This is a genomic window from Haladaptatus sp. AB618, from assembly GCF_024136965.1.
Lineage (GTDB): Archaea > Halobacteriota > Halobacteria > Halobacteriales > Haladaptataceae > Haladaptatus.
This window is the reverse complement of sequence record NZ_JAMYJX010000002.1, coordinates 112,588-131,154: the sequence shown is the minus strand read 5'-3', so window position 1 is coordinate 131,154 and position 18,567 is coordinate 112,588. Positions and strand designations below refer to the sequence as shown.

Annotated in this window: 21 protein-coding genes; 13 read left to right on the top strand and 8 right to left on the bottom strand. The window is 61.5% G+C overall.

Features of this window, described 5'->3' with window-relative positions:
- Positions 1 to 4 precede the first annotated feature (4 nt).
- The 4 genes from NKF26_RS07420 to NKF26_RS07405 all read left to right on the top strand — a co-directional run bounded on the left by NKF26_RS07420 (position 5) and on the right by NKF26_RS07405 (position 3,206).
- Positions 5 to 967, top strand: coding sequence for an oxidoreductase (locus NKF26_RS07420; protein ID WP_253228871.1), 963 nt, complete (start codon positions 5 to 7; stop codon positions 965 to 967).
- Positions 968 to 1,029: 62 nt separating this feature from the next.
- Positions 1,030 to 1,461, top strand: a complete 432-nt coding sequence (locus tag NKF26_RS07415) for a Rieske 2Fe-2S domain-containing protein (RefSeq protein ID WP_253228872.1) — start codon at positions 1,030 to 1,032, stop codon at positions 1,459 to 1,461.
- Between the two features lie 104 nt (positions 1,462 to 1,565).
- A complete protein-coding gene (locus tag NKF26_RS07410; RefSeq protein WP_253234143.1) occupies positions 1,566 to 2,105 on the top strand; it encodes a hypothetical protein in 540 nt (179 codons plus the stop codon).
- A gap of 9 nt (positions 2,106 to 2,114) precedes the next feature.
- A complete protein-coding gene (locus NKF26_RS07405) occupies positions 2,115 to 3,206 on the top strand; it encodes a hypothetical protein (RefSeq protein ID WP_253234142.1) in 1,092 nt (363 codons plus the stop codon).
- A gap of 18 nt (positions 3,207 to 3,224) precedes the next feature.
- On the opposite strand, the gene NKF26_RS07400 is transcribed toward NKF26_RS07405, so the two are convergent.
- Positions 3,225 to 4,499: an MBL fold metallo-hydrolase gene (locus NKF26_RS07400; RefSeq protein ID WP_253228875.1), complete on the bottom strand. Its 1,275-nt coding sequence runs from the start codon at positions 4,497 to 4,499 to the stop codon at positions 3,225 to 3,227.
- Positions 4,500 to 4,615: 116 nt separating this feature from the next.
- On the opposite strand from NKF26_RS07400, the gene NKF26_RS07395 reads away from it, so the two are divergent.
- Positions 4,616 to 6,088 (top strand): aldehyde dehydrogenase family protein, encoded by a 1,473-nt coding sequence (locus NKF26_RS07395; protein ID WP_253228876.1) that lies wholly within the window; start codon positions 4,616 to 4,618, stop codon positions 6,086 to 6,088.
- Positions 6,089 to 6,362: 274 nt separating this feature from the next.
- Here NKF26_RS07395 and NKF26_RS07390 read toward each other — a convergent pair whose 3' ends face one another.
- A complete protein-coding gene (locus NKF26_RS07390) occupies positions 6,363 to 7,688 on the bottom strand; it encodes a metallophosphoesterase (protein ID WP_253228877.1) in 1,326 nt (441 codons plus the stop codon).
- Positions 7,689 to 7,789: 101 nt separating this feature from the next.
- Here NKF26_RS07390 and NKF26_RS07385 point away from each other — a divergent pair, with 101 nt between their 5' ends.
- The 6 genes from NKF26_RS07385 (at position 7,790) to NKF26_RS07360 (ending at position 11,933) form a co-directional block, all read left to right on the top strand.
- Positions 7,790 to 8,194 carry a 30S ribosomal protein S6e gene (locus NKF26_RS07385; protein ID WP_253228878.1) on the top strand — a complete coding sequence of 135 codons (405 nt, stop codon included), beginning with the start codon at positions 7,790 to 7,792 and terminating at the stop codon, positions 8,192 to 8,194.
- Between the two features lie 42 nt (positions 8,195 to 8,236).
- Positions 8,237 to 8,674, top strand: coding sequence for a hypothetical protein (locus tag NKF26_RS07380; protein WP_253228879.1), 438 nt, complete (start codon positions 8,237 to 8,239; stop codon positions 8,672 to 8,674).
- Positions 8,671 to 9,102, top strand: coding sequence for a DUF5807 family protein (locus tag NKF26_RS07375; RefSeq protein WP_253228880.1), 432 nt, complete (start codon positions 8,671 to 8,673; stop codon positions 9,100 to 9,102). Before NKF26_RS07380 ends, NKF26_RS07375 begins: the two co-directional genes overlap by 4 nt.
- Before the next feature lie 95 nt (positions 9,103 to 9,197).
- On the top strand, positions 9,198 to 10,625 hold the full coding sequence (locus NKF26_RS07370) for an ATP-binding protein (protein WP_253234141.1): 1,428 nt from the start codon (positions 9,198 to 9,200) through the stop codon (positions 10,623 to 10,625).
- Positions 10,626 to 10,710: 85 nt separating this feature from the next.
- Positions 10,711 to 10,974 (top strand): hypothetical protein, encoded by a 264-nt coding sequence (locus NKF26_RS07365; RefSeq protein WP_253228882.1) that lies wholly within the window; start codon positions 10,711 to 10,713, stop codon positions 10,972 to 10,974.
- A gap of 38 nt (positions 10,975 to 11,012) precedes the next feature.
- Positions 11,013 to 11,933: a carbohydrate kinase family protein gene (locus NKF26_RS07360; RefSeq protein ID WP_253234140.1), complete on the top strand. Its 921-nt coding sequence runs from the start codon at positions 11,013 to 11,015 to the stop codon at positions 11,931 to 11,933.
- A gap of 4 nt (positions 11,934 to 11,937) precedes the next feature.
- On the opposite strand, the gene NKF26_RS07355 is transcribed toward NKF26_RS07360, so the two are convergent.
- Positions 11,938 to 12,447 (bottom strand): GNAT family N-acetyltransferase, encoded by a 510-nt coding sequence (locus NKF26_RS07355; RefSeq protein ID WP_253228884.1) that lies wholly within the window; start codon positions 12,445 to 12,447, stop codon positions 11,938 to 11,940.
- A gap of 432 nt (positions 12,448 to 12,879) precedes the next feature.
- Complete coding sequence (locus NKF26_RS07350) at positions 12,880 to 13,668, bottom strand: BtpA/SgcQ family protein (protein ID WP_253228885.1); 789 nt, start codon at positions 13,666 to 13,668, stop codon at positions 12,880 to 12,882.
- A gap of 161 nt (positions 13,669 to 13,829) precedes the next feature.
- Between NKF26_RS07350 and NKF26_RS07345 the strand changes: the two genes are divergently transcribed.
- The gene (locus tag NKF26_RS07345) at positions 13,830 to 14,855 is read left to right on the top strand and encodes a phosphotransferase family protein (protein WP_253228886.1); all 1,026 of its coding nucleotides are present in this window, start codon (positions 13,830 to 13,832) and stop codon (positions 14,853 to 14,855) included.
- Between the two features lie 202 nt (positions 14,856 to 15,057).
- On the opposite strand, the gene NKF26_RS07340 is transcribed toward NKF26_RS07345, so the two are convergent.
- Positions 15,058 to 15,444: a hypothetical protein gene (locus tag NKF26_RS07340; RefSeq protein WP_253228887.1), complete on the bottom strand. Its 387-nt coding sequence runs from the start codon at positions 15,442 to 15,444 to the stop codon at positions 15,058 to 15,060.
- Positions 15,445 to 15,976: 532 nt separating this feature from the next.
- On the opposite strand from NKF26_RS07340, the gene NKF26_RS07335 reads away from it, so the two are divergent.
- Complete coding sequence (locus tag NKF26_RS07335; RefSeq protein ID WP_253228888.1) at positions 15,977 to 16,267, top strand: HalOD1 output domain-containing protein; 291 nt, start codon at positions 15,977 to 15,979, stop codon at positions 16,265 to 16,267.
- Positions 16,268 to 16,279: 12 nt separating this feature from the next.
- Here the strand turns inward: NKF26_RS07335 and NKF26_RS07330 are convergent, their stop codons facing one another.
- The 3 genes from NKF26_RS07330 to NKF26_RS07320 form a co-directional block, all read right to left on the bottom strand.
- The gene (locus NKF26_RS07330) at positions 16,280 to 16,447 is read right to left on the bottom strand and encodes a helix-turn-helix domain-containing protein (protein WP_253228915.1); all 168 of its coding nucleotides are present in this window, start codon (positions 16,445 to 16,447) and stop codon (positions 16,280 to 16,282) included.
- 135 nt (positions 16,448 to 16,582) lie between these two features.
- Positions 16,583 to 17,674, bottom strand: a complete 1,092-nt coding sequence (locus NKF26_RS07325) for a DHH family phosphoesterase (RefSeq protein WP_253228889.1) — start codon at positions 17,672 to 17,674, stop codon at positions 16,583 to 16,585.
- Positions 17,675 to 17,732: 58 nt separating this feature from the next.
- A complete protein-coding gene (locus NKF26_RS07320; protein ID WP_253228890.1) occupies positions 17,733 to 18,566 on the bottom strand; it encodes a succinylglutamate desuccinylase/aspartoacylase family protein in 834 nt (277 codons plus the stop codon).
- Between the last annotated feature and the right edge of the window lies 1 nt (position 18,567).

Here is an 18,567-nt window from a genome sequence, read left to right as displayed (position 1 = left end):
ATTCATGACCGATTCCGGGTGGACCCAAGACAGCATGCCGGACATGGCCGGAAAGACCGTCATCGTCACGGGCGCGAACAGCGGCCTCGGCTACGAGGTGACGCGGGCGCTCGCCCGCCACGGAGCGACCGTCGTCATGGCCTGCCGACGGACGGATCACGCGATGACGGTCAAGGGGCAGATTTTGACCGAACTGCCGGACGCAAACCTCGACGTGCGGGAACTTGACCTCGCCGACCTCGCGCTGATTCGGGAGTTCGTGGACGACTTCAGCGAGGAGTACGACGACCTGCACATCCTCTGTAACAACGCAGGCGTGATGGCGGTGCCGCGGGAGGAAACCGCGGACGGCTTCGAGTTACAGTTCGGTGTCAACCACCTCGGCCACTTCGCGCTGACCGGTCTCCTGCTCGATTCACTGCTGGAAACGGAGGGAGAGACGCGGGTCGTGACACAGAGTAGTGGCGTGCACGAGCGGGGGACCATCGACTTCGACGACTTGCAGGGCGAACGCGAGTACGACAAGTGGGACGCCTACGGTCAGAGCAAACTGGCGAACGTGCTGTTCGCCTACGAACTCGACCGCAAACTCCACGACACGGGGGTCGACGACGTGGCGAGCGTCGCCTGTCATCCCGGCTATGCGAGCACGAACCTCCAGCGACGCGGCCCGGAGCGGGAAGGCTCCCTGCTTCGACTGTGGATGATGCGGGTCGCGAACGCCGTCTTCGCACAGAGCGCTGAACGCGGCGCGCTCCCGATGCTGTACGGTGCGACCGCCGGGGAAATCGAGGGCGGAGAGTACATCGGTCCGGACGGCCTGATGAACATGCGCGGTCACCCGAGCGTCCAACCGTCCAGCGACGAGTCCTACGACGAACGCACCGCCGAGCGACTCTGGGACACCTCCGAGGAACTGACGGGGGTCGCATACGACTTCCCGCAGTCGAAATCCGTCAGTCGATGATCGTGGATCGGTAATCGTCAGTCGATAGAATTCTTTAATTTCCATCCGTCGGATACGCCCGTATGGACGCGACGGACGACGCCCACCGCTTGACGACGGTCGAGGACCTCCCCGAAAACGATTCCTTTCTGTTCACGGTTCGCGAACGCGACGGCTCACAGGAGGAAGTGATTCTCGTGAACGGTGGCGACTGCATCGCCGCGTGGAAGAACTTCTGCCAGCACGAAACCGACCAGCGTCTCGACCGAGGGTTCGGGGCGGCGATGCGCGACGGCGACATCATCTGTCCGAAACACGGGTCGATGTTCGACGGCTGTTCCGGCCACTGTGACAATGGCAAAGCGTCGGGTTCGACGCTCCTCTCGGTCGACGTCACCGAGGACGGCGGCGAGATCTACCTGACCGACCGAACCTGCGACTTCGATCACGAGGGGGGAATCGAGGAGGACGATGACGACGACATGCCGAGTTCGTCGTCACATCTCACGTTTTAGACGTCAGTTGGGTACAGTTATCCGACGTCACCGATAGCGATTATTCCGGAATTCTCAGAAGGGTTCTGTAGAGTTTTATCGAGTTGTCGGTCGAACGGATAGTCATGGTCGTTGTTGATAACCGTCTGGTCGATGATCTCTCGCTGCGCGACCGCGAATACGAAATCGACGACTTCGTCAGATATCTCGAACGGCATCATCACGGGGAAAAACCCGGGCTTTCGCGGGAACGGATCGACGCCTACGCCGACGCGCTCGATTACGACAAGGATCGGACGAACGCCTTGCTCGAAGAGCGACTAATGGACTCGGAGACGTGGATGCCCGGCAACAACCTGTATCGAGTCGAGGGGAACGTCAGTATCTACCCACCGTCGTGGCACGAGCAGTTGGACGACACGATAGACCTCGTCGAGTACGTTCGCGTCATGCTTGCCGAAAAGGAAGCCAAGACCGGCCGACTGAATCCCGCTCAGCGAGGGGTCCCACAACCCGACATGCTCACCGCGATAGAGATTTTCGCCGACCTCGATCGCGAGATGGGCGAACAACTGCTACAGAAACAACGACAGGAGGGCTCTATCGTGATATTCGCCTCGCAAAACCCCGAGGACCTCGTGCGACTGCCGGAGATGACGGAGTAACTACGAACGATGAAAGTAGCGACAACACTCAACGAACGGGACCACCTCGAACTGTTCGTCCTCATCGACGAAACGGTGTACACCAGCAGACAGACCGGGTCGGAGACGGAGTGGACCGACTGGGAACGACTCGTCGGTGCCGAAGGAAAGGCGATAGCGGCCGGGCGCAACGAGGACGGACGCCCCGAGGTGTTCCTCACCGATCCGGCGGATGGAACGTATCACAATCGACGGGAAGCGCTGGGCACCGATGAAGCCGCGACCGAATGGGACGACTGGCGACTGCTCTCCAACGATCCGATCACGGGCGAGTCGATAGCCGTCGCACCCAACGGCGACCGACGGCTCGAAGTCTTCGTCACCGGACCAGCGAGCGGGACGTTCCACGCGAAACAGACGTCGCCGAACGATACGACGTGGACCGACTGGGAACAGTTGGGCGACCAAGCCGGGAACGAAATCGTCGTCCAGCAGGCTGCGAACGAACGGTTGCACGCCTTCCTGCTCAGCTACGACGACAAGGCGACCGATCTGACGGCGGCCGAAAAGGAGTTCCTGTTCGGAATTCACCACTGCTGGCAACTCGAATTGGACGGCGACGAGTGGGCCGACTGGCATCGACGCGGGCGGGCGAACGGTCACTCGCTCGCCGTCGCGGAGAACAACGACGGGAAGTTCGAAATCTTCCTCGTCCGGGACGACGAGACGCCGCTCTACCTTCGACAGCTCGGATTCGAGGAGACCGAGTGGGAGGAGGAATGGAGCGAACTGAGCTATCCCGAGCGGTTCCAGGTGTTCCACCGCCCGAAGGCGAAATCGCTGGCCGTCGGCCGACACGCCGACGGCCGCCTCGAAGCGTTCATTACCGGAAAACGCCTCCACCACCTCTCGCAGATGGCACCGAACGGCGACTGGTCGCTGTGGGAGCGGTTCGGGAGAGTCAAATGCGCCGGTCTCTCCGTCACACGGACGACGGACGAACGCCTCGTCGTGTTCGGTCTCGAAGACATGCCGGAAGTGTCGCGGCAGCCGAAAATCCACCAGCGATGGGAGACCGAACCGAACGGCAAGTGGTCGAAATGGCACTCGCGCACGATTTAGGGATTTAGCGGTGAATCGTCACGTGAATTTGTTGCGAGGCGTCGCGGAGGTCGAATCATCGGCGATTTCGAACCGGCTACCGAGTTCGGGCGCGTTCGCATCGAAGCCGTCGTCCCGCAGTTCCTCGGCGAACGCCTCGCATCTGTCGCCGTGATTGACGAGAACCGTCGAATCCCGATACGAATCGAGGAAGTCGAGCAACCCGTTCCGGTCGGCGTGAGCCGAGAAGTCGTAGGATTCGACCTGCGCACTGACGGGCATGACGCGGCCGTCGATTTCGCCGCGGCCGTGGTCCAGCAGTTCCCTGCCGGGCGTTCCTTCGACCTGATAGCCGGTCATCGTGATCTTGTTGACCGGATTGGCGCGGATTTCGGGGATGTACGTCATCGCCGGACCACCGGTAAGCATCCCCGAGGTCGTCACGATGACAGTGTTCTTCCGCGCGATTCGCTTTCGCTGGCCGTTTCTCCCCGTCACGAATCGAGCGTGCGAGACGGCGCGCTGGAAGGCGTCCGGGTCGCGGAGGAACACGGACTGCTGTTGGAGCATTCTGGTGACTTGCTTTCCCATCCCGTCCACGTAGCAGTCGATGTCGTGGGCCTCACAGACCATCAGTATCTCCTGTGTCCGGCCGATGGCGAACGCCGGGACGACCACGGTTCCGCCCTCCCACACCGTCGTCTTCACGCTTTCGGCGAACTCCCGTTCCGTCGTCTTCCGCTCACCGCGCTCCACGTCGGAGTACGTGCTCTCGCAGATTACCACGTCCGCGTCGGGGCGGGCGGTCGTGCCCGACAGCAATCGCTGGTCGCCGGTGTGGAAGTCGGCGGTGTAGAGCAGTTCGGTGTCCCCGTCGTCGATGAGAACGTGCGCGCTTCCCGGAATGTGGCCCGCGTTGAAAAACGTGATTTCGTGGCCCGCGGCTTCGAACGACTCCTCGTAGCCGTGCAGTTCGGACACCTGGGCCAGTCGCTTCAGTTCCGCCTCGGTGAACGGACAGTCGTAGCTTCCGCCGTGGAGTTTCAGGGTGTCCCGCGCGAGGATGCGCGTCAGTTCGTACGTCGGCGGCGTCCAGTGAATCGGCGGCCGGTCGTCGCCCGCGAGCAGGGAAGGGAGGATGCCGACGTGGTCGAGATGGCCGTGCGAGACGACGACGGCATCGGGGTCCACGTCCTCGACGGGGTACTGTGGCGGATTGCCGGTCAGCATCCCGTAATCGAGCAGGAGGGAGTCGTTGACGAGAATCGCGCTCCGCCCCACCTCGCGCGCCCCGCCGAGAAACTCGATATTCATTGTCGGTGGTAACGGCCGGAGCCGTTTTTCTTCGTCGGTTCGGAAGCGTGTCTGAAAATGCCACACCGCGGCCGGTTCCTGACCATTTATCACCATGAACACCCGAGTTCTCAGTGATGTCGGACAGAGCCTACACCTTGGACGGCGACTGGAACGCCCTCTACATCGACGGCGAATGGATCGACGGCGGCGACCGGGACGAAATCGAAGTGACGAACCCGGCGACCCAGGAGAAAGTCACGTCGGTCCCCGCCGCGACCGAGGACGACGTGAATCGCGCCTACGAGGCCGCCGCCGAGGCGCAGGCCGACTGGGCCGACCTGCCGCCGAGCAAACGAGTCGGCGTCGTCCAGTCCGCACTCGACCTGCTGGACGAACACCGAAACGACATTCTCCACGCGCTCGCCGTCGAGTCCGGAAGCGCGAACATGAAAGCGTTCGCCGAGTGGCAGACCGCCCGCGGTATCACCCAGCAGGCGGCCGAGTTCCCGTTCCGCGTCGGCGGCGAGATCAAGGACTCGATGATTCCGGGCAAGGAGAACCACGTCAAGCGCGTGCCGATGGGCGTCGTCGGCGTCATCTCGCCGTGGAACTTCCCGTTCAACCTCTCGATGCGCGCCGTCGCACCCGCGCTGGCGCTCGGCAACGCCGTCGTCCTGAAACCCGCCTCGCCGACCCCCGTCACCGGCGGTCTCCTGCTCGCCAAGATTTTCGAGGAAGCCGAACTGCCCGAGGGACTGCTCAACGTCGTCCCCGGCAAGGGTTCGGAAATCGGCGACCGGATGGCGTCCCACCCCGAACTCGACGTGATGGCGTTCACGGGTTCGACCGAAGTCGGCAAACACGTCGCGGGTCTCGCCGCGGAGAACCTCGCGCTCCCCGCGATGGAACTCGGCGGGAACAACCCGCACGTCGTCACCGAGGATGCCGACCTCGACGCCGCCATCGATTCGGCCGTGTTCGGGTCGTTCCTCCACCAGGGACAGGTGTGCATCTCCATCAACCGCCACCTCGTCCACGAGGACGTGTACGACGAGTACGTCGAAAAGTTGACCGAGCGCGCCGAAGGACTCCCCATCGGCGACCCGACGGACCGCGACAACGTCATCGGCCCCATCATCGACGAGGGTCAGCGCGACCAGATGCTCGACTACATCGACTCGACGGTCGAGGAGGGTGCGACCCTCGAAACCGGCGGCCACCACGACGGCCTGTTCGTCAAGCCGACGGTCCTCTCCGGCGCGACCAACGACATGGCCGCGTCGTGCAACGAGACGTTCGGTCCCATCGCGCCGGTCATCCCGTTCTCCTCCGACGAGGAGGCCATCGAACTCGCGAACGACACCGAATACGGCCTCGCCGCGTCGGTACACGCGGGCGACCTCGGCCGCGCACAGGACTTCGCCGACGCCATCGACGCCGGGATGGTCCACATCAACGACCAACCCATCAACGAGGAACCCCACGTCCCGTTCGGCGGCGTGAAAGGCTCCGGAATCGGCCGCTACGACGGTGACGCCATCGTCGAGGAACTCACGCAGGAGAAGTGGATCTCAGTGCAGCGGAACCAGCGACGATATCCGTTCTAGAACCCACCTTTTTATAGCGAGGGTCGCAAACCACGCGACCCTCGATAAAGATCTGGACCAAAAGCACCAGAAGACGTTCCGGCTCACTTCGTTCGCGGGCATGCGACTTCCGAGCCTTCGTTCGCTACGCTCACGAAGACACTCCTCCTTCACTGCGTTCAGTCGTCGGCCCGCTCGCTCGCACCGCGCGTCGCTCGCGGGGAGTTGGAAACATCTCACCTCGTCGTCCGTGGCCCTTCTGGTTTCATCGGATACTCGTTTGTAGCCTGTCTTTCTACTCCTTCGATGCCGACTCGACCACTTCCTTCTCCGACCCCTCGATGACGGTCCGTTTCGGAATATCGTTCTTCACCTTCGGACGGCGCGAGAGCAACCGTTGGACGAGCGTGAGTTCGTTCGGGGCCTCCTTCTCGATGGTGTGGTACTCGATCACGACGTTTCCTTCCTCCTCGTCGATTTTGAAGTAGTTCAGTCGGTACGAAGGGTAATACACCGGCGGCAGGATACCGATCCACGTCGAGGTCCGGTGCAGTCGCTTGAGCCACGTTCCGGTGTTGATGATGACGCGCTCGCCCACGTTCGTGAGCGAGACGCGGTGGGTGTGGCCGTAGATGTACGCAACGACGTCGGGGAACTCCTCGAACACGTCCTCGGCGGCGGCGACGTAGGGCGCGTCGGCCGGTTCTTCGGGCTTCTCCTGTCTGACGAGGCCGAACCGTTCGAGCGTCTTTCGCACGTCGCGGGCGAAGAAGTACAGCGGTATCGAGACGAGAAGGAGGAGACCGACGACGACGAGATTGACGTAGATGACGAACTCCACGAGGTCTCCGACCAGTCCGAACTGGTGGAGAAAGTCCGCCGTGAGGTTCGAGATGAGATGCGTTCCGAGGACCCCGGTCGCTTCCAGCACGAGGACGAGGAGATACAGCAGGCTGATCTGGAAGAGCAACAGGAACGGCAACGCGCCGTAGCGCAGAAACGGGTTCATCTCGCGGTAGAAGTAGTTCGATGCGATCCAGTCCGGAATCTCTTCGAGCGGCGTGAGCGACTGGATGTCCTTGAGCCAGTTGTACTTCCCCCGCCCCGAAAGCTGTCCGGCCTTTCCCGTGATGTGACGGTTGACGAAGTAGCCGAGCGGGTTCGCACGCGGGTTGCCGAACTCCGGCATGCGGTTGTGTGCATCCTCCTGCATGCCGTGTTCGATCCAGATTTTCTTTCCGGCGACGGACCGAGTCAGCGACAGCGTCGAGTCGAGGTTCACGTTGTACTCGGCCAGTCGCCTCTCGTACTCCGGATACCCTGCGAGTTCGGCGTCGTGATTGCCGGGGATGAGCGTGATGGTGACGTTCTCGCCCGTCTTTCGAAACTGGTCGAACAGTTTCGGGTGGTGTTCGACCAGCAGGTCGAACTTCTTCATCCCGGCCGATTGGGTGAACTCCCACAGGCCGAAGGCGTCGCCGAGGATCACCAGTTCGGCGTTTTCATCTGTGGTTTCGAGCATCCGCAAGAACTCGACGAACTCGTCCTCGAACTCACACTTCTGTAGCTCCTCGTCGCCGCCGACGTGCAGGTCACTGACGAAGTAATAGGTTTCCGACATTCGTCCCCCCTGCCATCAACGAACGACTGGCCCATGCATAGCGGTTTCGTCCGAAAGCACTTTTCGATGTCCTTTTAGGGTGCGACCGATATTCGTTCCGTATGGCAAACTTTCAGGTCGTCGTTGCTGACCCCGACTCCGGGGCGGCCTATCAGCGCGAAGTAGACGGACAGGACGCAAACCGATTCCTCGGCAAGTCTATCGGTGAGGACGTCGACGGCAGTGCCGTCGGTCTCGACGGGTATTCCGTCGAAATCACCGGTGGCTCGGACAACGCCGGTCGCCCGATGCGTGGCGACGTCGCAGGCCCGAACCTCAAGGACGTGCTCCTCGAAGGCGGCACGGGTTACAACCCCGAGCGAGACGGCGAGCGACGACGCATCTCGGTCCGCGGAAAGGAAGTCAGCGAGGCAGTCGCGCAACTCAACGTCACGATCTCGGAATACGGCGACGAGTCCGTCGAATCCCTCTACGGCGAGGGCGACGACGAGGAAGACGACGAGTAACGCGGCGGAACACTCAAACATATACACCATCTTTTCACGATTATGACCCAGCGGGTTTCTAGTGATACGACCGAAACCGTCAGGGCGACACTGGCGCAGGCGGGTGCGACGCATCGTGCGAACATCGAGATTTCCGGGGACAACGAGGACGCGTTTCCGGCCGACGAAATCGTCCGTATCGTCATGGACGATACGGAGTATCGCGCTCGAATCGAACGACCGCTGACCGGCGACGGACGGCTCATTCGCGGGGTGTACGATACGCCGCGACTCGCGCGGAATCCCGGCGAAGGCGAAAACAGACTCTCCGAGTGGTTCGACGAGAGCAACCGCTCGTTTGGCCAGTCGGTGCTGATCGACGTGGTCGAGGAGGGGTTCAAATACGGGATTCGACAGCCGGGTTCGCGGGCGGTGTACGAGGCGACGGAAGCACCGGACGGTGACCTCGCGGATATCGCACGCCAAGTCGAGGACCAATGAACAAGCGGGACGAGTTTTTGGCCGGTGACCGCCCGGACGACGTCGCGCTCTTTCTCGCCGATTCGTTCGTCTCCGGGGACACGCTGGCGGAGTACGGCGAGTCGGTACCCGGTGGGACACTGCTCATCGTCCCCGGCGAAACCGGTCGAAGCGTGTTCAAGAAGGCGACCGGAATGGACGCGATGAACTTCGCGAAACAGGCGATGGGAACCGAAGGGACCGTCGCGCCGACGCTCGACGGCGGCGACTGTCCGGAGGGTGACCACGACGTGAAGTTCGTGTTCGCGTTCGCCGAGGAGCAGAACGAGGACGTCGGTGGCCTATACGCGGAGGGGGACGTGATTCACGCCTACGCCTACTGTGACTGTGGCACCGCGTTCTCGCAGAAGTGGGTCGCCGGCGAACGCGAAGACGCACGAGCGGCGTGAGAATTCGATCCGAGTTCGTTATTCAATCCAGGGTTCGTTACCATCCGTAATGAGTTAGATATATGTCTTTTGGCCGTGTTGGTGCAGAAAGCTAGATGGCGAATGTAGACCCGGTTTCGATCGGTCACGATTTCCCTGCCGAAATCCGTGTGCTCCACGTCGACAACGATGAGAAATTTCTCCAGTTGTCCAGAACGACCTTGGAAGCGGAGGATGGTATCGGAGAGGTCGTCAGCGTTACGAACAACGCGGAAGCGACGGAGTACCTCTTCGACCGTGACATCGATATCGACTGCGTCGTCAGTGATTACGAACTCGAAGATGGATCCGGATTGAAGTTGCTCGAACAGGTCCGTGATCGCTGTCCGTATATCCCGTTTCTCATGTTTACAGGGACTGGAAGCGAGGACGTTGCAAGCGGTGCTATTTCGGCCGGTGCGACGAACTACCTCCAGAAGGGGACGTCCAGTGTCCGGTTCGTCACGCTGGCGTCCCAAATCCGGCAAGCAGTGTCACGCCGTTACGTGGAAAAACAAGTCCACCGAGGGTTTCGAGCCATCGACACGACCAGCGAAGGTATCGCGTTGCTCACGAACGATTTCCGTTTCAATTACGTCAACCAAGCGTACGCCGACCTGTTCGGCTACGACTCGTCCACCCTCATCGGAGGGGAATGGAAGGAGACGCTCACGGACGAGGCAGACGACCGCATTCAGTCCGAGATAATCCCAGAAGTCGATTCTGCCGGGGAGTGGAACGGCGACATCACGGGAAAACGTCACGACGGCAGTACCCTCACGCTGACGCTCACCGTCACAGTCGTCGCGGAAGACGAGTACGTCTGTGCCGTCCGAGACGTCACCGAGCGCAAGGAGCGTGAACGCGCGCTCGTCCGGGAGAACGAGCGACTCGACGAGTTCGCGAGCCAGGTCTCCCACGACCTCCGTGGGCCGTTGAGCATCATCTACGGCTATCTCAACTTGGCCCGTAAAACGGGGAAAGAGGAACATTTCGACGAGGTAGAGACGGCCGCGGATCGCATCGAGGCCATCATCTCCGACCTCCTCGAAATCGCACGAGAAGGGCAAAAGACGCTGAAACTGGAGGAGGTCGAACTCGTCGAGTTCGCCATCGACGTGTGGAACGGTGTCGAAAGCGAACCGGCAACCCTCGACGTCGAGTCGACGAACGACCGAATTCTCGCCGACCGCGACCGTTTGACCGAGTTGTTTGCGAACCTGTTTCGAAACGCGATAGAACACGGTGGCGACGACGTGACCGTTTCCCTCGGCAAGACGCCGGGAGGATTTTACGTCGCTGACGACGGCCCCGGGATTCCGGAGGAACAACGCGAACGGGTGTTGGAATCGGGGTACTCGACGGAACAGTCCGGAACCGGACTCGGCTTGAGTATCGTCCAGCAGATCGCCGACTCCCACGGCTGGACGATTGCGATCGGTGACAGCACCGGCGGCGGCGTTCGGTTCGCGTTCTCCGACGTCGAATATCCGGGCACGCAGTGACACCTGTCCCTCGGATATCCCCCGATTTTTCCGATTTCCTCGATTTCCCCGACATCGCTTTCCCCTTCCCTGCCGACGGTTACCTATGGCAGAGCGGGTGCCCATCGACAACTGGGGCGCAATCGAAACCAACCTCCGGCAGTTCGCTCCGGACGTTGACGAACACGGGTCGAAACTCGTCGCACGGATGGGTGTCGCCCGGTTTACCGTCACGCGTGACGGACACGTTACGGCCGGAATGCCGTTTCACGAGTTCGACGGACGCGCGGATTGGGTCGTCTTCGACCACGACGCGGGCGTGATTCGGATCGAGCGGGCAGGGGTAACCTACGTGTTCCGCAAACCGTAGCGCAAGCGACTTCCCGCCGCGACGTGACCGTGCCGACGATGACATTCGACGCGGTGACGGTCGGGAGCGCGCTCGTTGACCACGTCTACTCGCTCTCGAACCTGCCGGAGCCGGACGGCGGCGCGTTCGTCCGCGACGAATCCCGTGCCGCCGGTGGCGTCGCGGCGAACGTCGCAACCGCACTCTCACGACTCGGTCGCGACACCGGCGTCGTGGCACGCGTCGGCGACGACGAGGAGGGCGAATTCGTGAAAAGCGACCTCGAAGCCCGCGGCATCGACACGACCCGCGTTCGTCGCGGCAACGAAGACTCTTCGTACTGTCTCATCCTCTGCGACCCCGACGGCGAGCGCATGATCATCGCGGGGGGAGACGCCGTGCCCGCACTCCGACTCGACGACGCCGACCTCGACTACCTCCGCCGCGCCCGCGTCGTGTTCACCAGCGCGTACGCCCCCGACGAAGTCGTCTCGCGCCTCGTTTCCGCCCGAAGAGCGGGCGACTTACCGCCGCTCGTCTTCGATCTCTCCGGCCCGCTCTCAGAACTCGACGGCCGGGGCGTCACCCGTGAAACGTTGGACGACGCGCTCCCCGTCTTCGACCTGCTGGTCACGAGCGAGGTGCCAGTCCGATCGTACCTCGGCGTCGGTCCATACGAGGCCGTCGAGATGTTCCGCGAGAGGGGTGTGAAACGCGGCGCGGTGACGCGCGGCGCGGACGGTGCGCTGCTGTTCGACGCGTCGGAGACGGTCGAGATACCCGCCTTCGACGTTCCCGTGACCGACACGACCGGAGCGGGGGACGGTCACACTGCTGGCCTGATCCACGAGTGGATTTTGGGAGCGGGAAATATGGCGAAAGCGGGGGAGTTCGCGGCCGCCGTGGCCGCGTTGAACTGCGGCGCGGAGGGCGCGAGGGGTGGCTTGCCGACGGAAAACGAGGTCGAGGAGTTTCTGTGAACGGTCACAGCTCCTTTTTCATCTCGATGACCGTCCCCGTCACGCCCGTCGATTTGCTGCTGCAGAACTCGTGTGTGTACTCCCTCACGCGTTCGTATCCGTGTTCCTCGTAGAACGAAACCGCGTTCAACGACGCCGAGAGTCCGAGAGCGTGCGTATTCCGGTCACGCATCCGGCGTTCTATCTCCGAGAGTACCGCGGAGCCAACTCCCGTCCGGGCGACTGACGGGTGAACGTACACACCTGTGACTTCCGCCTCCACTGTGGCCTCGTACTCCTCGGGCGATTCGAGTGTGGCCGACCCGAACGCCACGACGGTTCCTTCGTCCTCCGCGACGACGAACTCGGTCACCTCGTTTTCGATAACTGATGAGTAGTCGGCGGACTCACAACCTCTCGCCCACGCTGCGACCTGCGGTTCCGCGTATCCTTCCGGGCCGAGTTCCGTGATTGATTCCGAATGAACGCTCCGGACTGCCTCGGCGTCGTCGGTCGTCGCGTCACGAACGTGCACGGCGTCATATTAGTCCCAACGGTCATCTTCGGTTCGGTTCTGCAGATTGGTCTGTGTAACCTCAGTAGGAATAGTGGAAAGACATGGATGTATTCGTGAGACACCCCTTTCTGCTCACCTCACCGTACTGGATTTGATTTTGATGCGATTGCAGCTACCGAGCCGCATGAATACCGTCCTGCAACCGATTCCGCACCACACCACTCCCTCCCCAACCGATTCCTCCGGGAGAGCAAAGCTCTCCCGTGCTCTCGTTCACTCCTTCGTCCTCGCCAGCGTGAAACGTCGGCTTCCAGCGGGACCTTCGGTCCCTCGCGCGCCGCTCGTATTCACTCGCTTCCGCGCGCCACTCGGTTAGGACGGGTTAGGCGATACGAGTGGGCTACACGAGAACCGAAGGAGTATCCGTTCGTAGCGAGCGTAGTGGGTGCCTCAGATCCTCTCGACTAGTTCCCGAACTCGCTCCTCGTCCACTCGGTTCGTCGTCTCGCCGCCTTCTTTCAACGCCGTGCCGACGATAGCGCCGTCCGCGATATCCAGCAGGTCACGAACGTTTTCGGCCGTCGTTCCGCTCCCGAGAAGCACCGGCGCATCCGATCCGACCCCGTCCCGGCACGCGACGACGGCTTCCAGCATCTCGGTATCCACTTCGTGACCGGTTCCGACGCCGCTCACGACGATACCGTCCGCCCGTCCGCGGCCGAGGGTCTCGTCCACCAGTTCGGTGACGGGCCGTTCCGCGAGTGCGGCGGAGTGTTTCACGTCCACGTCGGCGAGGACCTTCACGTCGGAATCGAGTTCGTCCCGCAGGCGGATCGTCTCGTGTGCGCTCCCCTCGATGATGCCTTGGTCGGTCAGGCGCGCGCCGGTGTGGACGTTCACGCGGATGAACTGGGCGTCGGCCGCGGTCGCTATCGAGAGGGCCGCTTCGGCGTCGTTGCGGAGGACGTTCACGCCGAGCGGGCACTCTGTAGCCTGTCGGAGTTCGGTGACGACGCGGGTCATGGAGGCGACGACGTGCTTCGGCACGTCGTTCGGGTGGAACGGCGAGTCGCCGAAGTTCTCCACCATGATCGCGTCCACGCCGCCCGATTCGAGCGCGTGGGCGTCGGTGAGCGCGCGAGTTCGGAGCGCGTCGAAGTTGCCGTCGAAACCGGGAGCACCCGGCAGGGCGGGCAGGTGTACCATGCCGACGATGGCGTCAGTGTCGAAAATGACCATACGCGGCCCTCGTTGCGACCCGGATTAAAGGGTCCGAGTCGTTCGTTCGGGATCGTTCCGGTTCGCTCCGGTTCGTTCCGGCCCGGAGAGTTCCGTTGCTGTTGGCAGTTCGACACCACAAGGCTTCTACGAGCGGGGCGGCGAAACCCACCCATAACTCGATGACGGACACGAACTTGGAGACCGAACGCGTTCCACGACTGATCCGGGAGATACTCGGCGACCGCACGGTGACGAACGTGGTTCCGGCGGACGAGGGCACTGACGACGTCTTTTTCGTCACCGTCGAGATGCCGGACGGGGCCCGACACTGCGTACTGAAAGCCCGTTCGTTCGTGGACCCGCCTTCGTTTCGGATGGAACCGCGCATTCTCGACTTCGTGAACCGGCGAACCGAGATTCCGGTCCCGGCCGTTCTCGGATACGTGGACGAGCACGATAGCCTGCCCGTGCCGTTCTTCCTGATGGAGCGTGCGCCCGGCGAGCAGGTTTCCGGCCCGGAGTCGCTGACCGACCGCGCCCTCGAACGCACCGCACACGACGCCGGACGGCACCTCGGCGAACTTCACTCCGCGGCCACGTTCGACGGATACGGTTGGCTTCGTGCGGGCGTGGACGCCGACAGCGAACCGACCGTCGGTGGCCTCTCGATCACCGATCCCGAACCCGATTGGCCCTCACGGCTCCGGTCCTACGCAGAAGGAAACCTCGCCCGCATCGAGGAATCCGGGCGATTTTCGGATCTGACCGACGAACTCCGTGCCGGACTCGACCACTACCTCGAAGTCGTTCCGTCCGATCCCGCTCCGGTGCTCCTCCACGACGACTATCGGTTCGGTAACCTCCTCGTCGACCCGGACACCGGTACCGTGCGAACGGTGCTCGACTGGGGTAACCAGTTCACCGGCCACCGCGAGTTCGACCTCGCGACCACCGAACACTACCTCTGCGGTCGTCGCCCGCTGGACGACGAACGGCGAAGTATCGTCAACGAGGCATTGCTTTCGGGGTATGCACAGACGGACGAACTGACGCGCGACGACGGGTTTCGGTGCCGACAACGGGCATACCGCTTCATCGGACAACTCTCCCCGCTCGCGTGGTTCGATCTCTGGTACGGTGGGCGCGACGATTCGGATGATATCGAGACCCGGCAGAAGGAACTCGCGCTGTCGTTGCTTCCGTAGCCCCGAATCAGTTGCTCGTGTTCACCGGTCACTGAACCGTCGGTTGCTTATAAACGAAACGTAGTGAGCGGTGTGAACGTGCCCACGGAAATCTGGTCCAGCATGTACTTGCCGGGCGAAAAGGGATGTCCGACTCGGTGGACTCACCATCAGAATCCAAACCGGATACGAGCGGGGACTAACGATGATCTATCGTTACTGATCAGTTACTGTGCTCTCGCAGGCGATGTGCGAGTTGACCGATATTGGTCCACCCGCGCAGTTTTCCGCTCTCTCGATCGTACTTGATGGCATCGTGCTCGGCGAGTAGTGGTAGATGATCGTTCCAGACGGCCTCCGCGATCTCTTCGAAGAGTTGGGTCGGTGTATCACCGGAACACTCCTCCAACTCTTGGTACGTGAGGTGCTCGATTAGCGATTCGATTTCGACCGGGCCGTCGCATACTTGTAAGTAAGAGAGGATCACTCGTCGCCGTTGGCTCGTAAGCAATTCGCTGACTTCCGTCTCCGAAAGTCTCCCGTCAGTTGTATCGTTGGTAATACTTTCGAGGTCTTCGGTCGCGTTTTGGAGTTGCATATGTTTGCTCATTACTCCCGACGTCCTTTCATCCATTTTGTAGTAACTCGCGTGGCGATGAATATCTCGCTGTTGCGTATGTCACCGTATAAAATGGGGTCCAGTAGACGGATGCATTCGTCAAACCGAATCAGGTCAGTGAACGCAAATCCCATACTGCTTCGAGAAAGGAGTGATCGGTACCCAGGGAAGAACACTCCCTACGCTGTCCCAATCTTCCTAATTTCGGTACTAATCCGCTATCAATCGACTGCTTGGCCGTTCTTAACGGCAGTGCCATCCATGCAGCTTAAACAGCCATGGACGCTATTTTGATTATCACCAAAAATACGTGCAAAATCAGGCGTAACGAAGTTGCCGCAGTTTTGACACCGGATTGCTTCAAGAAGCGCTGCCGGAGTACAGCGTTGAAAACATAGAGATGAGGTATCCGCATTATCTTTCGCCAGAGGATGTTTATAACTACAGGCCGGAGGTTTGGATGGAGTGCTCGTTGCGGAAATCGTCCGAATAATCACGAGCGCTCTAGGGAGAGACTACAACCATGGGAGAGACAACAACCAACACACCAAGCGACGAGCAAACGATCACGGCAGAGCCCTCGATCACGGTGTTGATTCATGCCGAGATTGCTACCCGTGACGGTCCCGATACGAGTGAATGCCCGCCGTTATACGAGGCCATCGACCCGGATGCTCTTGACACGCTGTTCGCTCCACTCCACCGAAAGACCGAACGAAACGGGAAAGTGGTTTTCGACTACTGTGGCTATCAGGTCACGGTCAACGCTGATCGGACGGTTGAACTCGAGCCGCTCGATGCCGAGGGGGAATGAGATACTGTGATTTTACTCGACTACCGCGTCTTCGTCGATCATTAGTCGGACCGGGTAGTCTGGGGTACCGGCGTTTTCAACGAACGCGTGGTCACGGAGCTCTCCTTGGCCACGTCGAAGTCGCTCAGAGAGCGCTTGATGTGTGACCCCAAACTCTTCGGCTAGATCATCGGTAGTGATCTTACGAGGAACTGAACACGAGGAATTGAATCGTCGTACTCGCGACGAACCGCGTTTTTATCGACCATCCTGCCGAGTAGCAACGCAGAACAGTTAATTTTTTGTACTGTTCGAGACGGTCCGTTCGAAGCGACCCTATTCGTCGGTGTCCAGTTCGTCGTCCTCGTGTTTCAGGGCCCAGAACGCTTCCAGAATCACCTGCTTGGTCACCGCGCCCTGTGTGGTCCAGTGGTGGGCGTAGTCCAGCATGTCGTCGTAGATGCTCGGTTTGCAACCCGCCGCTTTCGGGTGGCCGCCGCCGTTGACCTGCCGTGCGACCTCGTGGCACCGCTCGAACTCGTCGGTACCGCGAATACTCGCGCTTCCGGCGGGTTTGACGACGACCGAAGCGTCCGCACCCTGTTCGCGCATCGCTTCCGCGACCTCGTTCTGCGAACAGCGGCCGTAGGTGACGCCGACCATCCAGTCGCCGATCCGCTTCATCTCGGCGCGGGACACTGCCCGCTCGATGAGCGCCTCCTTCTCGACGCGCTGTTCCGCGAGGAACTCCTCGACTTCCGCGGGGAGTTCCGCACCGTGTTCCTGAATGACCTCCATGTACTCCTCGGGTTCCGCCCAGTAGGAGTAGTCCGCCAAGTCGTCGCTCCGTGGGTCGTCCCGAAGCCACAAGTCGTGGTCGCGCGTGACTTCCGCGAGTTCGACGAGGTAATCCGGGAAGTCGTAGTCGAGCGAGCGGGCGACCACGTCGGCGGTACACTCCTCGTCGGATTCACCGACGACGAGTTCGATACCGAGCGCGCGAACGGCGTCGGCCACGGCCTCGTCCCACTGGTGGTGGTCGAACCAGAAGACCTCGTTCGCCTCCTCCACGAGGACTTCGAGTTCCGCCGCTATCGGCTCGTAGGCGTCGGGACAGAGGTCACAGATGAAGACGGTCGCACCGGGTTCGCTGTACGCGACGACCCGTTCGAGGGCGTCCGCGAGGTCGTGCGGTCCGGCGTCGATGAGCGCCGTCTCGCCGTAGGCTTCGCGAACGAGCGCGGTTGCCGCCAGTCCGTCGGCGTCCGGATCGGCGACGACGGCCCGTTCCGCACCCTCCAACTCCTCTTTCGCTTCCTGTTCTTCCTGCCGTGCTTCGAGCGAGTCGGGAAAGAAAAAGCCCTCACCCGGGAGGAGCGATTTCCGTTCGAGCGAGAGGTTCTCGTCGTCGATAACCCAATCTTTCATACCTTCCCTCATACCCCAGACGCAAAGAGTTCCCGGGTATGGCTCCGGGAAGACGAAGTTATTCGAACGTTCGGGAGATACCGTTCCGTTCGAGGAGGTGACGGACCATGTTCAGCGTCCAGTTGATCCGCGTGTCGAGGTCCGTACCGTATCGCGTCGTATCGAGGAGATAGGCGGGTATCTCCATGTCGCGGCCGACTTTTCCGGCCAGGAGGGGTTCGCTCCCGTCGAGCAACCGCCCCATCTTGAACTCGTAGTACTCGGGGAGCGAGTCGGCGAGGTGGTGGTTGTTCATGTACGACGCCGTTTTCGTCGCGTCCCGGTCGGCACCTTCCGAAGTCGTCGGGAAGATGGCTTGTCCGGTTCCGTCCGGCGCATCCGCATCCCAAAGGATGCCCTTCGAGCTATGGAGGGTCAACACCGTCTTCGGGTCGTGACGGTCGATTTCGTACCACAGCGCGCGGGCGAGCGCCGTCCTCGGTTCGCGCCCCGGGTGGAACTTCGCGTTCAAGTTCCCATCGTCGTTCAGATACGCTCCCCGTTCGATAGCGACCGGGTTCGCTCGCGGAATCACGACGAGTTTCCCCTTGTCGATGGACCATTCGGCGATACCACCGGCGGCCCGGTATCCGGCCGGTTCGTTGCCGTGGATGCCACCGACGACGACGGCCGTTGGACCCGGTTCCCCGGATTTGACGACGTGTACGTCCGTTTCGTCGTTCGTTCCGCGCCGAATCGCGTGCGACGTCCGCTCCTCGCCCGCCGCCGCACCGACTCCCGTCGCAACCGTCGCCGCCGCGAGAACACTTCCTGATTTCAGTAGAAATCCGCGCCGTGAGCTGCTAGTGGCAGATACTGCTCGTTCCGATCGTGAACTCTGGCTGTCAACCATC

Bases quoted from the DNA above. Each gene is read 5' to 3' on its own strand.
- NKF26_RS07345 (WP_253228886.1), top strand. From the start codon at position 13,830: ATGACGGACACGAACTTGGAGACCGAACGCGTTCCACGACTGATCCGG.
- NKF26_RS07400 (WP_253228875.1), bottom strand. From the start codon at position 4,499: ATGAATATCGAGTTTCTCGGCGGGGCGCGCGAGGTGGGGCGGAGCGCG.
- NKF26_RS07420 (WP_253228871.1), top strand. From the start codon at position 5: ATGACCGATTCCGGGTGGACCCAAGACAGCATGCCGGACATGGCCGGA.
- NKF26_RS07385 (WP_253228878.1), top strand. From the start codon at position 7,790: ATGGCAAACTTTCAGGTCGTCGTTGCTGACCCCGACTCCGGGGCGGCC.
- NKF26_RS07390 (WP_253228877.1), bottom strand. From the start codon at position 7,688: ATGTCGGAAACCTATTACTTCGTCAGTGACCTGCACGTCGGCGGCGAC.
- NKF26_RS07325 (WP_253228889.1), bottom strand. From the start codon at position 17,674: ATGAAAGATTGGGTTATCGACGACGAGAACCTCTCGCTCGAACGGAAA.
- NKF26_RS07335 (WP_253228888.1), top strand. From the start codon at position 15,977: ATGGGAGAGACAACAACCAACACACCAAGCGACGAGCAAACGATCACG.
- NKF26_RS07360 (WP_253234140.1), top strand. From the start codon at position 11,013: ATGACATTCGACGCGGTGACGGTCGGGAGCGCGCTCGTTGACCACGTC.
- NKF26_RS07340 (WP_253228887.1), bottom strand. From the start codon at position 15,444: ATGAGCAAACATATGCAACTCCAAAACGCGACCGAAGACCTCGAAAGT.
- NKF26_RS07410 (WP_253234143.1), top strand. From the start codon at position 1,566: ATGGTCGTTGTTGATAACCGTCTGGTCGATGATCTCTCGCTGCGCGAC.
- NKF26_RS07405 (WP_253234142.1), top strand. From the start codon at position 2,115: ATGAAAGTAGCGACAACACTCAACGAACGGGACCACCTCGAACTGTTC.
- NKF26_RS07350 (WP_253228885.1), bottom strand. From the start codon at position 13,668: ATGGTCATTTTCGACACTGACGCCATCGTCGGCATGGTACACCTGCCC.
- NKF26_RS07415 (WP_253228872.1), top strand. From the start codon at position 1,030: ATGGACGCGACGGACGACGCCCACCGCTTGACGACGGTCGAGGACCTC.
- NKF26_RS07395 (WP_253228876.1), top strand. From the start codon at position 4,616: ATGTCGGACAGAGCCTACACCTTGGACGGCGACTGGAACGCCCTCTAC.
- NKF26_RS07380 (WP_253228879.1), top strand. From the start codon at position 8,237: ATGACCCAGCGGGTTTCTAGTGATACGACCGAAACCGTCAGGGCGACA.
- NKF26_RS07365 (WP_253228882.1), top strand. From the start codon at position 10,711: ATGGCAGAGCGGGTGCCCATCGACAACTGGGGCGCAATCGAAACCAAC.
- NKF26_RS07370 (WP_253234141.1), top strand. From the start codon at position 9,198: ATGGCGAATGTAGACCCGGTTTCGATCGGTCACGATTTCCCTGCCGAA.
- NKF26_RS07375 (WP_253228880.1), top strand. From the start codon at position 8,671: ATGAACAAGCGGGACGAGTTTTTGGCCGGTGACCGCCCGGACGACGTC.
- NKF26_RS07320 (WP_253228890.1), bottom strand. From the start codon at position 18,566: ATGGTTGACAGCCAGAGTTCACGATCGGAACGAGCAGTATCTGCCACT.